The following is a 15,987-nucleotide window of genomic DNA, read 5'->3' as shown; positions in this document are numbered from 1 at the left end:
GTACATTGGTTTCTTTTAAATTATAAAACAATTTATCTTTTGACAATCCATTGGTATTCATTAAGAATCCACTTTAATTAAACTTCAATCCTTTTAATGCTTCTGCAAATGGGTTGTTTAATGGTTCTTCTTCTTTGTTCTGTTGTTTCATATATTTTTGAACGTCGCGCTTATCAGCTTTGTTTCCAGATTCTTTTTTACGTCTTTCTTGGAATGTGGATAATTTCTCGCGATAGCCACATTTACATGTAAAGATTTGTCCTGCACCTTCACCACGTAATTCTAATTTTTTCTTACACTGAGGACAACGAGCGTTTGTTGTACGAGATACATTTTTACGATGACCACATTCACGGTCTTGGCAAACGAGCATTTTTCCTTTTTTGCCGTTTACCTCTAGCATTGGTTTACCGCAGTCTGGACAAGACTTTGTTGAAATGTTGTCATGTTTATATTTTTTATCACTCGATTTTATTTCAGAAACAATTTCTTTCGTATAGTTCTTCATTTCCGAAATGAATACTTCTTTTTTCAGTTTACCCTTTGCAATTGCTTCAAGTTTTTGTTCCCATTCACCAGTTAGTGTAGGGGATTTTAATTCTTCTGGTACTAAATCAAGTAATTGACGACCTTTTGATGTAATGTGAATATCTTTACCACGTTTTTCAATTAAGAAAGAGTTGAAAAGTTTGTCGATAATATCTGCACGTGTCGCTACAGTACCTAATCCACCAGTCGATTTTAACGTATCAGCAAGTTGTTTATTTTGCGTATCCATATATTTTGTAGGATTCTCCATTGCTGAAAGTAAAGTTGCTTCATTAAAGCGTGCAGGTGCTTTCGTTTGACCTGATGTTTGCATAAGTAACTTTACAGTTAATGTATCGCCCTTTTCAATGTGAGGTAGAATCTGCTCTTTTACGTCATCAGTTACATCATCGTCTTCAAATCGATTTTCGTATACTTCCTTCCAACCAGCATGTAAAATCGTTTTTCCGCGTGCAATGAATGTTTCATTGCCGACCTTTGTGCGTAACGTTAGTTGTTCGTATTCGAATGCTGGGAATAAAACAGCTAAGAAACGTTTTACAACTAAATCATAAATTTTGCGTTCTTTATCTGTGAATGCTGAGAAGTTAACGTATCCTTCTGTTGGAATAATCGCATGATGATCGCTTACTTTACTATCATCAACAAATGATTTATTAGCCTTGATAGGCTTTTGTAATACTTTATGTGCTAAAGAACGATATTCTCCAACTCCGCACGCCTTTAGACGTTCTGGAAGTGTTCCAACGATATCAGATGAAATGTAACGCGAATCTGTACGAGGGTATGTTAGCACTTTGTGTTGCTCATATAATTTCTGCATAATGTTTAATGTTTCTTTTGCAGAGTAACCGAACTTTTTATTTGCATCACGCTGCAATTCAGTTAAATCATAAAGACCAGGAGAGAATGACTTCTTCTGTTTTTTATCAATTTCCACAACATTAGCATTATGTTTATCTAAACCTTTTACAATACTATCAATTTTTTCTTTATTAAAACTGCGGCTATTGCCATTTGCATCTTGCCAAGTTAGTTTTAACTGATTTGTTGTTTGTGCTTCAATGCCGTAGTAAGTTTGAGCTTTGAAGTTCTTTATTTCATCTTCACGATTAGCGATCATAGCAACAGTAGGTGTTTGGACACGACCGCAGTTTAGTTGCGCATTGAATTTTGTTGTTAGTGCACGAGTAGCATTTAAACCGATATACCAATCTGCTTCTGAACGTGCAACAGCTGAAGCGTATAAATTGTCATAAGCTTTACCTGGTTTCAAATTATTAAAACCTTCTTTAATGGCTTTGTCTGTTACAGAAGAAATCCATAAACGCTTAATTGGTTTATTTACTTTTGCTTTTTCAATTATCCAACGTGCGACTAATTCGCCCTCTCTTCCTGCATCGGTAGCCACAATCAGCTCATTAACATCATTTCGGGTAATTTGATGTTTCACAGCATTAAACTGTTTTCCCGTTTGTTTTATAACAACTAATTTCATACGTTCTGGAAGCATTGGAAGATCTTCAAGATTCCATGTTTTATACTTATTATCATAAGCCTCAGGATCTGCAAGCGTCACTAAATGCCCAAGAGCCCAAGTCACGATGTATTTGTCACCTTCTAAAAATCCATTACCTTTTTTTGTACACTTTAATACTTTTGCTATATCACGTGCAACTGATGGTTTCTCAGCAATTACTACACTCTTTGCCATTTATTCAAACTCCTTTACTAACTATATACCGTTTAATATACCACAGTTTTCAAGAAGTGCAGTAAGGATCACCTTATATATCAGCCATAATTGACATAACTCGTTTAAGAATCACCAAACAGACGCATTAAAAAAAATTAAAGTTCGATTAAACAAAAAGGTTCCTACCGCTCACGGTAGGAACCTTTTCTTAATGAATGATTTTACTTCCTTTTGCATTCTCAACAAATTTTTCACTTGATTTGTTAATTGGTGTTTTCAGTAATAACGCAGCAACAATCATAACTACTACGAAAGCACTTAACACAAGTAAATCGCGCGTTACGATATCCCAAAGCATTCCGCCAACTGTTTCACGAATTGCGCTAATTGCGTATGTGAATGGTAAGAACGGATAAATCGCTTGGAAGAACGCTGGTGTCATTTGGATTGGGAATGTTCCGCCCGATCCTGCTACTTGTAGTACAAGTAAAATGATCGCCATCGATTTCCCAACATTTCCGAAAATAGAAACGAGTGAGTATACGATACAAACGAAGACTCCTCCAATAAATAAACTAAATAACACAAACCAGAACTTATCGACTACGTACGTACCGAGTAAGAATATATCTCCCATCGATACGATAAACGCTTGTGAAAGACCTATCGTTAAGAATGTTAATAAACGTCCGAAGTAAATTTCATGGCTCTTATAATTTGCGCCCTCTTCGTGTACTTCTACCGTTAATAATGAAACCATTAATAATGCGCCTACCCATAATGCAAGCACTGTATAGAATGGTGACATCGCTGAACCGTAGTTCGGCATCGCAAATAATTTATTTTCTTTTAAATTTACTGGATTCGCAAAGTAATCACTTTGCTTCTCAACATCATTTTTCAATAAACGTATGATGTCTTTTAAATCCTCTTCAGATTCAAAATCACGAATTTTATCTGCTAATTCTTTAATCTTTTTCTCAGTCTCCGGCATTTCAGCTTTAATATCTGCCAATTTCTTTTTCCCGTCTACTAAGCCTTTTGATGAATCTTCTAGTAATTTTTTAACATCTGGAAGCTTTTTGTCTGCATCATTTAAAATTTGAGTTGTATTTTTCGACATCTCTTTTGTACGAGCAATTGCTGTATTGAAATTAGGTACAATTTCTGAATCATACGTCGATAATACATCTGTTAATTGAGCTGATCCGCCCTTCGCAGCATTGTTAATACTTTCAATTACATCTTTTGTAGGTTTCTGGCCATTGTTAAGAAGTGTAATTCCCTTATTCGTTGCCTCTACACCTTTTTGTAAGCTGCTTTTCGCTTTGTTTAATTTTGCGATTCCATTATTAAGGTTTTTATCACTATTCACATCCGCTAAAACCTTATTTGTACTTTCTAGAACTGGAATCATATCATCAATTAAACCGATTCCAGATTGGAATTGACCATTTAAGCTATTTAAAGCTACTTTCGTTGAATCTAAACCGTTAATACCTCTATTTTGTACATCTTCTTTTGCTTTCTGTAAATCTGCTTTTGCACCCTCAATACCATTTTTTACTTTATCGTAATCTGCTTTTGCATTATCATATACTGCATTTGCATCAACTTTGGCTTGATCGACTGTGCTAACTGCCTTTTTATAATCTGCTACAAACGTTTCATTATAATCTTTTTCAGCTTGATCAATTAATCCATTTGCTGCATCTAATTTTTGATTCGCTACATCTGTTACATCTTTCTTTACTTCTTGTCCTTTGCCAATAACATTTACAATATCTTTAATACCGTTATTTGCATTTTCCATACCTTTTTTAACATTAGTTAAGTGATTCACTCGCCCTTGGAAAAAGCTTTGACCAAAATCAGTAGTCGCCGATTTTTGAAGTTCAGTAAAGAAATTAATAAGATATGAAATACCATCTGTACCAGTTTGTAATCGTTCTGATACCGCATTTAAATCTTTCTTTGCTTGTTCTGGATCAAACTGACCATTTTGCAATCCATTTAAAACACTTTTTCCATAAGCTGTTCCTGCACGTGATGAACTTAAAACATTATTTACTGTTTGATTAATATTTTGCGCTATACTCTTATAACCATCACTATTCAACTTAGAAAGATCTGGTCTCGCTGGGAATTCAGGTAATCCATTCATTCCAGACAAGTCAGGAATATTTAGTTCTACACCTGGATTCATTAAAAAGTCAGTAAATGCAGCTGCACTATCCATAACGCCTTTTGCTGCTACTAAATCATTTCTTATCGTCCCTGGAGCATTTTTTAATGTTTGATCTTGTCTTGCAAAGAACTTATCTAAATTCGCCAATGCTTCCTGCCCATCATTTATTACACTCTCTACAACAGGTAAATCTTTTTGCGCCACTTTCACAACATCTTCTGCTCGAGTTGCATCATCTAACGCCTTATCCATGAGTGTATTCATTTCTGGGAACTGCGCTTCTAGCTTAAAGACAAGATCTTTTACTTTTTCGATACTTGGTAAGTTTGTTTCTAAATCGATTCCAAGGTCATTGAAAATTTTAAAAATCTCACCGTTTGCTGTTTTAACAAAGTTTTTACTAATTTCTTCTGTAATACCTGATGCACCTTTTGCTGTAATCTTCGGTGCGATCGCGTTTACTTTTTCATTCACATAGTAATCCAGTTCTGGTTTTTTCGGATTTTCATCCAGAACAGTTGCGATTTTTTCAGAGAAGTCTTTTGGAATCGTAATACTTGCATAATAATCCCCACGCTCAACTCCGTAAATTGCTTGTTTTTCATCTACAAATTTCCAGCCAAGATTTTTGTTTTTCTTAAGGGAGTCTACAATCTCTTTCCCGATATTAATATCTTTCCCTCTTAAGTTAGAACCTGCATCTTGGTTAGAAACTGCAATAGGAACCTCTTTTGTATTTCCATACGGATCCCAAGAAGCTTTAATGTTAAACCATGCATATAATGATGGTAAAATCATTAATCCTAAAACAATAACAATTGCAGCCCAATGTTTGGCTACATTCCGTAAATCTGTCTTATAAATACGCCAAATTTGTTTCATAGAAGTTATCACCTAATTATATATTTTTCCTTCTTTAGAAAATGATACATGCATTTTGCAATTATATCACTTTCTACATCGTGTATTAACCAAAAACGTACTATTTTTTCCCATTAACTTTCACTTACTTCATTATATAACGAAGTGAGTCAAAGTATGAATACAAAATGACCAAATCGGTTTTACATTCAATAATAACAAATATATATGAAATGTCATAAAAAATACAAGTATTTTCTCTTGGAAATACTTGTATTCCTAAAAAAAATCCTCACAGCTTTTATTCTCTGTGAGGATTTCTTCTATTATATATCCAATTGAACCTCTACACCGAAATGATCTGAAATTACATTTCTGTTTGTACCATTAAAAATAACTTTTGAAGAATGAACTTTTTTACTTTGGTTACACAATATTAGATCGATTCGCAAATTATGTTTATTTTCATCCCAACCAGCAATCTCACCTTGGACAGTCGTTCCTTCATCCTTCTCTATTGCTAATTCATATGTGTCATACAACCCTTTTTGCATCATATACTCATAACCTTCGCCTTCCAACCGAGCATTGTTATTAAAATCCCCCATTAAGAAGGCGAGCTTATTGCTATCTACACGCTCCATCAAACGATCGACTTGACCTTCGAATAACTCTTCTTCATCATTCCACCAACCGAGATGGCAAGAGTAAAACGTTATATCCTTACCATTATAAGCAATTGTTGCACTTACAATTTTACGCGTTTTCCAATATGTTGTATCCTCGTTTTCTGAAATAAAGAACGTATCTTCTTTTATAATATTATGCTTCGTTATAATCGCTAATCCTTCTTCATACACGTCATAACCAATATGAGAGAAATCCCAAGTAATATTGTAATCTTTTACATGTAGCGCTTTTAACTCTTCTAATAGTAAAAGTCCAAAATTATCTTCTTTCTTGTTACCGCATACATTTTCAGCTTGTATGGACTGACTTACTTCTTGCAATGCGATGACATCGTACTCTTCTTCTTGAATTACTTTAGCAAGGTATTGTATCTTTTCTATTTGATTCTCTTCTTGCCAAGAATGACAGTTTAAAGTTAGCAATTTCATATTATTACGCACCTAACATATCTTGAATGTCTGACTTTAATACGTCAGCTTTCGGACCATATACCGCTTGTACACCTTTATCTTTTACAATAAGCCCTAAAGCACCATTTTGTTTCCACTGTGCTTCTGGTGCAACAACATCTAAGTCTTTTACTGTTACACGTAAGCGTGTCATACAAGCATCTACGTCAGCAATATTTTCTTTTCCACCTAATAAATCGATAACTTTTGTTGCTAATGAACCATCTTGTACATTTCCTGTTCCTTCTGATGCCTCATCTTCATTATCAATATAGTTACCTGCACGCCCTGGTGTTGGTAAATTGAATTTTTTAATTAAGAAATTGAATAGTGTAAAGTTAAGACCGAAGAACACTAATGAAACAATAACAAAGTTGATTAAGTCTCTTGTTAAACCTGCGTTAACCATCATTGGTGTACGAGTAATTAACTCAATAAATCCAAATGCATGAACACGTAAGTTAATTAAATCAGCTAGCGCGAATGCAAGTCCTGTTGTAATAGCATATACAACATATAATACTGGAGCAATAAACATGAACATGAATTCAATTGGTTCTGTTACACCTGTTAAGAATACTGCTAATGCTGCTGATAAAAACATTGGTTTATATTTTGCACGCTTTTCTTTATCCACGTTACGGAACATCGCAAATGCAATCCCCATTAACGCTGCTGTTGAGCCGATAACTTGTCCAGCTTTGAAACGAGCTGGTACAACGTTATTTAATAAATCGTTATATGCCTTCGTATCTCCATTTGCTAGTAAATTATTTAAATCTGTAATCCATGCAAGCCATAATGGATCTTGTCCTGCTACAACTTGTCCAACTTTTGAACCAGTTAACATCGTATATGTTCCGCCTAGCTCTGTATAGTTCATCGGAATCGTTAACATATGGTGTAAACCAAATGGTAATAACAAACGCTCTAACGTTCCATATACAAACGGTGCAACAACTGGTGCGCTATCTTTTGAAGCTGCAATCCAGCGACCAAATTCATTTAACCCACTTTGGATGAATGGCCATAGAAGTGATAATACAATCGCAGTAACTGTAGACCAAAGAATTACAACGAATGGTACAAATCGTTTTCCATTAAAGAATGCTAATGCCTGTGGCAGTTTATTATAGTTATAATATTTGTTATATAAAGTAGCTCCTAAGAAACCTGTGATGATCCCTACGAACACTCCCATGTTTAATGCAGGTGCACCAAGTACAGAAGTAAAGTAATCTTTTACAATTAAATCTCCCGCTATTACTGAAGAAACTTTCGCTTTTGAATCCGCTAACATTTCAGCGTTTACGCCAAATATAGCTCCTGTAATTCGGTTTGTTAAGACGAATGCTAATAGCGCTGCAAATGCACCACCCGCGCGATCTTTCGCCCAAGATCCCCCAATTGCTACTGCGAATAAGATGTGTAGATTTGTAATGATTGCCCAACCGATGTCTTCCATTACGCGAGCGATTGTATGAACTGCGTTAACATCCCCAGCAGACATACCAATTAACTTACCGATGGAAATCATTAAACCAGCTGCTGGCATTACAGCTACAACAACTAATAAAGCTTTCCCGAACTTTTGCCAAAAATCAAAAGACGTAATTTTCATCTGTTCTTCCTCCCCTTTATTTATAACAACATAATGATTTAAATTATAATTTCTGTTCCCTTTATGAAAACGATTCCTTATGTTACTTTATTTTTATCTTTACGCAACCGTTTTCATAAATCTATTTTAATAAAAGCGTTTTCACTTTGCAATAGAAATTTATTTTTTTTCATAAAAAAAGATGCTCAAAGAGCATCCTTTTTTATTATGAAATGCGATAAACCCTTGTTTCATAAGGTTTTAAAGCAATTGTTGTTACTTCTTCATGTTCCGCAACTTCATAGTTATTTAAAAGCAAACGTTTGCGTTCTAGTGCAAATGAACCCTCATTATACACAGCTTCCTCTTTTGAGATATTACTAATTACAATGACTTTTTCATCCTGTAACGTACGTGTATATGCATAAATTTGTGGATCGTCTTCTAAAAGTAAATCGTACGTACCATAGTTCAGTACATCGTGCTCTTTTTTCAGGGCAATCATTTTCTTATAGAAATTGAAAATAGACTTTTCTTCATTTTTTTGCTTTTCAACATTAATTTCTTTGTAATTTGGATTCATGCTAAACCAAGGTGTACTTGTTGTGAAACCAGCATTCATCTCATCATTCCACTGCATAGGTGTACGTGAATTATCGCGGCAAGAAGCCCATATAATCTCCATCATATCTTGATGTGGTACGCCCTCTGCAATTTTCTCGCGATATAAATTTTTAATTGCTACATCATCGTAATCTTCAATATTTGGTAACTGAACATTTGTCATACCAATTTCTTGGCCTTGATAAATAAACGGTGTACCGTGCATAAAGAAATACATCGCCCCTAGAGCTGTTGCACTTTCACGCCAATATTGTTTATCATCTCCCCATGTTGAAACGATACGTGGTTTATCGTGATTCTCAATATATAAAGCGTTCCATCCTTTATTTTCTAATCCTTTTTGCCATTTCGTTAATACTTTTTTCAATCCTACAATATCAAGGTCTTTCTTCTTCTCTGCATCCCATAAACTTAAATGTTCAAATTGGAATACCATATTGAACTTACCTTGCTCTTCTCCAACCCATAGCTCAGCATCTTCAATCTTAACGCCATTTGCTTCACCAACAGTCATAATATCGTACTTAGAGAATGTATTTTCTTTTAGCTCTTCTAATAAAGGTTGAATACCTTTCACATTCATATGTTTATCAAAAGATGGCACATATTTTAACTCTTTTGGATTTGGCATATCCTTAAGGCCTTCTTCTTTTTTAATATGACTGATCGCATCAACGCGGAAACCATCAATACCTTTATCAAGCCACCAATTGACCGTATCATATAGTACTTCGCGAACTTCTTTATTCTCCCAGTTCAAATCTGGTTGTTTACGTGAGAATAGATGTAAATAATATTGTTCTGTTTCTTCATCATATTCCCATGCCGAACCATTAAAAATACTTTCCCAGTTGTTTGGCTCCGCACCATCTTTACCATCATGCCAAATATACCAATCACGCTTCGGATTATCTTTAGATGAACGTGATTCAATAAACCATGGATGTTCATCACTCGTATGATTAATAACTAAATCAATAATTAGCTTCATATCACGCTTATGAACTTCATCTAGTAAAGCATCAAAGTCTGCCATTGTACCAAACTCATCCATAATATCTTGATAATCACTAATATCATAACCATTATCATCATTAGGCGATTTATACATTGGACAAATCCAAATTACATCTATACCTAAATCTTTTAAATAATCCAGTTTTGCAATAATACCTTGTAAATCTCCAATACCATCACCATTTGAATCCATAAAGCTTCGTGGATAAATTTGATAAGCAACCGCTTCTTTCCACCATGTCTTATTCATAGTCATTCTCTCCTTTTGCATCCCATCAGAATTTTATGCAAACGTTTTCGTAACACTATCATAACAAAATATGAACAGTTTGCAACTGTTTTCATTGAACTCTATGTAGATTCTTTATTCTTATGCTTTATTTATTTCTCACAAAGGTAAATCTCATTCTTCACCTCTTCTTGAAACTGGTAGCCCCTCTCTCTTTATAGAAGAAGTTCCTTATATAAAGGCTGTTGAATTTTTTAATAGCGGTAACATCCCTGAAAATTTCAAGCGCTCTGGTTCCTATGTCTATAAACCTATTCCCCTTAAAGGCATTCAAATCATGCAATACTTTCTTTCTCATGCACCAAATAAAGATGCTAGTATTTGGCATCAATCGCTCATAGGTGCTGTTGAAAATATTTCGCCGAATAAAACGGCTTATTTTCATCGTAAAGCAATTATTGCTCAAGAATACATTACCTCTTGGAAATGCGATGATGAAGAAAACCGAAATATACGCTGGGTTAAAGGTTTACGAGAAAGCTTAGATCCTTATACACTAGGTGACTATGTGAACTGGCCCGATATCGATATTAAAAATTGGCAAACTAGTTATTATGGCTCTAACTTTCACAGATTACGTAAAGTAAAAACCATGTATGATCCTTGTGATGTTTTTCATTTCCAACAAAGTATTCCTCCTTTTCATACGTGAAAAAAGGGGATAACATAAAAAAATCATCCAATATACCGTTACCTCGCAGTATGTTGGATGATTCAAGTTGATTTTCTATATCGTTTCAAATTCTTGCTCCTACTCATAAACTTTTACTTACAGATTAATTGTATTTCGTATCATTTTCATGCAATGAATGTAATTTAATATTTGGTACTTTATCTTTTTCAATACCTCTATTATAAGAAACAGGAACTTGAAATTCGAATTGCTTTGTCTCATGTTTTTGTAAATAGACTGGTTTCGGTACTGGATAGCTTTTTGAATTCTCGTTTGCATTATCGTATAAAACAACTTTTAATGCTTGTGAATGATTACGATAATTTTTTAAAGTAACAATGCACTTCGGTTGGATATTCTCTCCATTTTTCTCCATTCTACACTGGCTATCTTCTTTTTTATATTCTATTGCTTCTACCCCTGTTTTTCCTGCGTAGTACCATGTTTTATTCAATGTCTGGAGGATTGTATTTAAAATAAACGGCATCATTACAATCAAAATACTAATGCCTACTACTTTTATCTTATTCGTTTTTCTAAATGTACTAGACTCCTTTTTTCCTAGCCATTTTAAAAATAATATAAATGCAATTACATGTAGTATGAAAGAAACAATCAATATATTTGAGACTTTATAATCCATATAAACATACGTATGTATCGGAACCTTATAGACATTGAATAGTTTTTCCCCAATTAATTCATTATCATTTGGAATTTTTAATAATAACAAAACCCCTATACTGTAACAAATAGCTACTAATCGATCATACTCAATACGAATCATTCTTTCTCCCCTTCACTTTGTATTTTATTATCGATTTTAGCTATTATTACCATACTATACAATCTTTTTATAGAGGATAACGTAAAAAAGTTCCTTATAAATATATAAAGAACCTTATTAATATACACTATGAATTAAAAAATCAATATACAATTTTCACATAGAGATTTCTTCAAAATATGTTGGATCATGTATTGTAATTTTTTTATCTAAAATTGTAACAATGCTATCATTTTTTAATTGTTTTAATACGCTGCTAACTGTCTCTCGAGATGTTCCAGATATTTTGGATATTTCAATTGTTGTAAGTGGACATGAAATTACAATCTTTTCTCCACTCTGTTCTCCTAAATCCTGCATTAAATAATTTAACGTTTGGATAACACGATCTTGTGCATTAGGAATTGTAATATTTTGCACTCGATTTTCGTTCAATTTTAATATAGATGATAATTGCTGAACAACGTACATCAATTGCGTTCTGCTGGACTTTACCATATCTTCAAAGATTACCGTTGGAATATAATATACCTCCACATCCGTCATTGCTTCTGCTGTATAGTTATATCCTCTGTCTGTAAACATACCACCATAAGGAAAAATAGAATATCGCTTCACATAGTCATCGTATAATAAGTTCCCATTTTGATTAACCCGCTCTAACTTTACAAAACCATCTAACATGAAGTAAATTCTTTCTCTTGAATCCCCTTCTAAAAATAAAAATTGACCTTTTTTATAAGTTCGCCAATAAACAAACTCTGTTAAGCCTTTCAATTTTTTTTCTGTTAAATGAGCAAATAATTCGAACTGCTTTAAGTCTTTCACTACGTTCCGTCTATTCATAAAATTCCCTCTCTCTTGCTGTATGTTGGAGCGAAAAAATCAAGAAAGCGTATTCAATTTGAATTTTATCATAATTAACTTACATATTCAGATTTCATCATGAAAACTTTATGAACAATGAGTACAAAAAATATTAATAAATAAAAAGAATGAAGTTACTAACTCCATTCTTTTTTACTACTAAGTAGCGTACATAAGAATTTAAACATACATGCATACATTCTGTTTTGAAATAATAGTACCAGCTCTTTCTTCTAGTGCTTCATATACTTTTTCTAAAGACGTAATAATTGTTTTTCTTTTTGGATTTGTATTAACAAAATTAATAGCAGCTTCAATTTTCGGAAGCATGCTTCCCGCAGCGAATTGTTGTTCTTCAATATATTCTTCTAATTGATTCACTGTGACATGCTCTAATTTTTTTTGATTCGGTTGATTATAATTTACATACACATGATCAACTGCAGTTAAAATAACGAGCGTATCGGCATCTACTAATTCTGCTAATTTCTGTGCAGCGAAATCTTTATCGATAACCGCTTCAGTTCCTTTTAGCCCTTCTTCGGAATCAATTACTGGAATTCCACCTCCGCCAACAGCTATCACTATATTTCCATCTTCGACCAAAGAATTAATCACTTTATGTTCATGAATACTTACAGGCTTCGGTGATGGAACAACACGTCTCCATCCTCTACCAGCATCTTCTTTAAACACTGCTTTTGTTTCATCCATTAATCTTCTGGCCTCTTCTTCTGTATAAAAAGGACCGATTGGTTTAGTTGGATTTTTAAATGCCTCATCTTTTTTATCCACAACAACGCGTGTTATAACCGTTGCTACGTCTTTTTTTATATTCCGTTTTTTCAATGCCTTTTCAATCGCATTTTCCATCCAATATCCAATCATTCCTTGGCTCATTGCCCCACAAGTATCTAATGGCATTGCAGGTGTCTTTTCCGTTTCTGCAGCTTTTTGCTGTAATAAAATATTCCCCACTTGTGGGCCATTTCCATGCGCAATTACTATATCCACATCATTTTCCATTATTTTCACAAGTTGTTCTGCCGTTTTTTCCAACGCTTCTTGCTGCGCTCCCGCAGTAGCTTCTCCAGACTGTATCGCATTTCCCCCTAGTGCAACTACAATTTTTCTTCGTGCCATATTCCAGCCCTCCAGTTGATTTCGCTTTCACAGCGCTTTATAAAGTAATACTGCCTGTAATTAATCCATAAATCGCAAAGAATGCTAAAGCACCAATTGCTACGGATGATGCTAATTCCACTCGAGTAAATATTTGCTTCGAACTCTTTTGCTTTTGAACATTGTAAAAAATAAAAATACCTGGCGCATATAAAGTCATTGTTAATAATAAATACTCTAAACCAGCTGCATAAACTAGCCACACGCCATAAATACTTGCTATCAAGCCAATTATTATATTTTTATTTCGATCTGCTTCTTCAGACTTTAAGCTATGCTTCAGTTGATAAAACGCTGAAAAAGCATATGGGATTAAAATAGCTGAAGATGCTAAAGAGAATGCAAAGTTATACGCCTGATCAGAAACGACGAATGTTAACAAGAACATTTGTATTAAACCATTTGTTATCCATAATGAATTTACTGGAGCCTTATTTTTATTTTCTTTTGCGAACCATTTTGGAAATACTCCATCTTTAGCCGCTAAATATGGAATTTCAGAAGCGAGCAAAGTCCAACCTAACCAAGCACCTAATACAGAGATGACCAAACCTAAATTAATAAAGATAGCACCCCATTTTCCAACAACACTTTCAAATAAATAAGCCATAGCCGGATTTTTCAAACCTGCAATATCTGCTTGCTGCATAAGTCCAAGAGACAATAATGTGATTAAAATGTAAATGATGAGTGTACCAATTAAGCCAATAACGGTTGCTTTCCCTACATCACTTCTATTTTTTGCTCGACTGGATAAAACAACAGCCCCTTCTACCCCAATAAATACCCATAAAGTTACAAGCATTGTACTTTTAACTTGGCTGCCAACTGCTCCCCATGAAAAAGAACCAGCTTGCCCCCAAAATCCATCTAAGAACGTATCAATATGAAACGCGAAGATTCCTATGACAATAAATACAAATACAGGTACTAATTTTGCGATTGTAGTTACTAAATTCACAAGGGCTGCTGATTGAACTCCACGTAAAATTAACATGTGAACACACCATAATAATACGCTTGCACCAATAATGGATTCTACATTTTGACCGCCTTCAAAGATCGGGAAGAAATATCCTAATGAAGAAAACAATAATGTACCGTAAGCTACATTTCCAAGCCAAGCAGATAGCCAGTATCCCCACGCACTATTAAACCCCATAAAATTACCAAACCCTGCTTTTGCATAGCTAAAAATACCACCATCTAAATCTGGCCGTTTTACAGTTAGATTTTGAAAAGATAATCCAAGTGCAATCATCCCAATTCCTGTTATAACCCAGCCAATAATAATGGCTCCAGCACCAGCACCTTTTGCCATATCACTCGCTAAATTAAAGGCTCCACCGCCAATCATAGACCCAACTACAAGAGCCGTTAGTGTAAACAACCCTAATTTCTTATCTTCACCCATTCCACTCACCTCTCTTAAATTGCAATAACAATACAAAAGCAATAGTGAATGATAGTGTCTAAAGGAGGAGAAAGAAGAAAGGAAGACTCCCTTTCTTCTTTACTCCATATTTCCTAAAGTAGCTGCCATAACCGCTTTAATTGTATGCATTCTATTTTCAGCTTGATCAAATACTTTTGAATGTTTACTGCGGAATACTTCGTCAGTTACCTCCATTTCTTTCAACCCATATTTCTCATAAACTTCTTCGCCATACATCGTTTCAACATCATGAAATGCAGGTAAACAATGTAAGAAAATCACGTTTTCATTCCCTGTTGCTTTAATCATTTTCATATTTACTTGATAAGGTTTCAATAACTCGACACGTTCAGTAAATTTTTCTTCTTCCCCCATAGACACCCATACATCTGTATAAATTACATCTGCATTAGCAACAGCTTCTTCCACATTACTTGTTATCATTACCTGTTCATTATATTTTTTTGCTAAATCAATTACTTCTTGTGCAGGCCATAAAGATTCCGGTGTACAAATACGTACATCCATTCCAACGATTGCTCCACCAACTAGTAAGCTATTAGCAACATTATTTCGTCCATCGCCAACGTAAACGAGCTTCACATTTTTCAATTTCCCTATATGTTCTCTAATTGTTAATAAATCTGCTAGTGTTTGTGTTGGATGCCACATATCTGTTAATCCATTCCAAACCGGCACACCAGAATTTTGTGCTAAAGATTCTACGGTTTCATGATTAAATCCACGAAACTCAATTCCGTCAAACATACGCCCTAACACTTTTGCTGTATCCTCTACAGATTCTTTTTTCCCAAGTTGAATATCACCTTTCCCTAAATATTCAGGATTTGCTCCTAAATCTGTACATGCTACTGTAAATGCACAACGTGTACGAGTAGAAGTTTTTTCAAATAAGAGCGCTACATTTTTACCTTCTAAATAATGATGCGGAATACCATTTTTCTTTTTCTCTTTTAATTCTGCTGCCAAATCTAGAAAATATAATAATTCTTCTTGTGTAAAATCTTTTTCTGCTAGAAAGCTTCTTCCTTTTAAATTTGGTCTAGTCATTAACATAAT

At 34.3% G+C, this 15,987-nt stretch carries 10 protein-coding genes and 1 pseudogene; 1 reads left to right on the top strand and 10 read right to left on the bottom strand.

The window, feature by feature from the left end; translation table 11 throughout:
* Positions 1-73: 73 nt before the first annotated feature.
* From topB to BHV55_RS02200, 5 genes are all read right to left on the bottom strand, one after another.
* Positions 74-2,263 (bottom strand): DNA topoisomerase III, encoded by a 2,190-nt coding sequence (topB, locus tag BHV55_RS02220; protein WP_063262188.1) that lies wholly within the window; start codon positions 2,261-2,263, stop codon positions 74-76.
* A gap of 190 nt (positions 2,264-2,453) precedes the next feature.
* Positions 2,454-5,315: a YhgE/Pip domain-containing protein gene (locus BHV55_RS02215; protein ID WP_070758052.1), complete on the bottom strand. Its 2,862-nt coding sequence runs from the start codon at positions 5,313-5,315 to the stop codon at positions 2,454-2,456.
* A gap of 305 nt (positions 5,316-5,620) precedes the next feature.
* Positions 5,621-6,412, bottom strand: coding sequence for an endonuclease/exonuclease/phosphatase family protein (locus BHV55_RS02210; protein WP_000771984.1), 792 nt, complete (start codon positions 6,410-6,412; stop codon positions 5,621-5,623).
* Positions 6,413-6,416: 4 nt separating this feature from the next.
* Positions 6,417-8,054: a PTS transporter subunit IIBC gene (locus tag BHV55_RS02205; RefSeq protein WP_000705560.1), complete on the bottom strand. Its 1,638-nt coding sequence runs from the start codon at positions 8,052-8,054 to the stop codon at positions 6,417-6,419.
* A gap of 205 nt (positions 8,055-8,259) precedes the next feature.
* Complete coding sequence (locus BHV55_RS02200) at positions 8,260-9,924, bottom strand: glycoside hydrolase family 13 protein (protein WP_070758049.1); 1,665 nt, start codon at positions 9,922-9,924, stop codon at positions 8,260-8,262.
* A gap of 154 nt (positions 9,925-10,078) precedes the next feature.
* Here BHV55_RS02200 and BHV55_RS02195 point away from each other — a divergent pair.
* Positions 10,079-10,615 (top strand): annotated as a pseudogene (locus tag BHV55_RS02195) (BBE domain-containing protein); the annotation flags it as partial.
* Between the two features lie 124 nt (positions 10,616-10,739).
* Here BHV55_RS02195 and BHV55_RS02190 read toward each other — a convergent pair.
* The 5 genes from BHV55_RS02190 to argF all read right to left on the bottom strand — a co-directional run bounded on the left by BHV55_RS02190 (position 10,740) and on the right by argF (position 15,984).
* Entirely contained in the window at positions 10,740-11,423 is a 684-nt protein-coding gene (locus BHV55_RS02190) for a hypothetical protein (RefSeq protein ID WP_000619194.1), read from the bottom strand.
* A gap of 156 nt (positions 11,424-11,579) precedes the next feature.
* A complete protein-coding gene (locus BHV55_RS02185; protein WP_001081905.1) occupies positions 11,580-12,269 on the bottom strand; it encodes a Crp/Fnr family transcriptional regulator in 690 nt (229 codons plus the stop codon).
* A gap of 201 nt (positions 12,270-12,470) precedes the next feature.
* A complete protein-coding gene (gene arcC / locus BHV55_RS02180) occupies positions 12,471-13,433 on the bottom strand; it encodes a carbamate kinase (RefSeq protein ID WP_070758047.1) in 963 nt (320 codons plus the stop codon).
* A 37-nt stretch (positions 13,434-13,470) separates the two neighbouring features.
* Positions 13,471-14,886, bottom strand: a complete 1,416-nt coding sequence (arcD, locus tag BHV55_RS02175) for an arginine-ornithine antiporter (protein WP_000503410.1) — start codon at positions 14,884-14,886, stop codon at positions 13,471-13,473.
* Between the two features lie 99 nt (positions 14,887-14,985).
* Complete coding sequence (gene argF, locus BHV55_RS02170) at positions 14,986-15,984, bottom strand: ornithine carbamoyltransferase (RefSeq protein ID WP_070758045.1); 999 nt, start codon at positions 15,982-15,984, stop codon at positions 14,986-14,988.
* Between the last annotated feature and the right edge of the window lie 3 nt (positions 15,985-15,987).

Source organism: Bacillus sp. RZ2MS9 (assembly GCF_001816185.2).
Classification (GTDB): Bacteria; Bacillota; Bacilli; order Bacillales; family Bacillaceae_G; genus Bacillus_A; species Bacillus_A cereus.
This window is presented reverse-complemented; position numbering and strand designations above follow the sequence as displayed.

Bases quoted from the DNA above. Each gene is read 5' to 3' on its own strand.
- topB (WP_063262188.1), bottom strand. From the start codon at position 2,263: ATGGCAAAGAGTGTAGTAATTGCTGAGAAACCATCAGTTGCACGTGAT.
- BHV55_RS02215 (WP_070758052.1), bottom strand. From the start codon at position 5,315: ATGAAACAAATTTGGCGTATTTATAAGACAGATTTACGGAATGTAGCC.
- BHV55_RS02210 (WP_000771984.1), bottom strand. From the start codon at position 6,412: ATGAAATTGCTAACTTTAAACTGTCATTCTTGGCAAGAAGAGAATCAA.
- BHV55_RS02205 (WP_000705560.1), bottom strand. From the start codon at position 8,054: ATGAAAATTACGTCTTTTGATTTTTGGCAAAAGTTCGGGAAAGCTTTA.
- BHV55_RS02200 (WP_070758049.1), bottom strand. From the start codon at position 9,924: ATGAATAAGACATGGTGGAAAGAAGCGGTTGCTTATCAAATTTATCCA.
- BHV55_RS02190 (WP_000619194.1), bottom strand. From the start codon at position 11,423: ATGATTCGTATTGAGTATGATCGATTAGTAGCTATTTGTTACAGTATA.
- BHV55_RS02185 (WP_001081905.1), bottom strand. From the start codon at position 12,269: ATGAATAGACGGAACGTAGTGAAAGACTTAAAGCAGTTCGAATTATTT.
- arcC (WP_070758047.1), bottom strand. From the start codon at position 13,433: ATGGCACGAAGAAAAATTGTAGTTGCACTAGGGGGAAATGCGATACAG.
- arcD (WP_000503410.1), bottom strand. From the start codon at position 14,886: ATGGGTGAAGATAAGAAATTAGGGTTGTTTACACTAACGGCTCTTGTA.
- argF (WP_070758045.1), bottom strand. From the start codon at position 15,984: ATGTTAATGACTAGACCAAATTTAAAAGGAAGAAGCTTTCTAGCAGAA.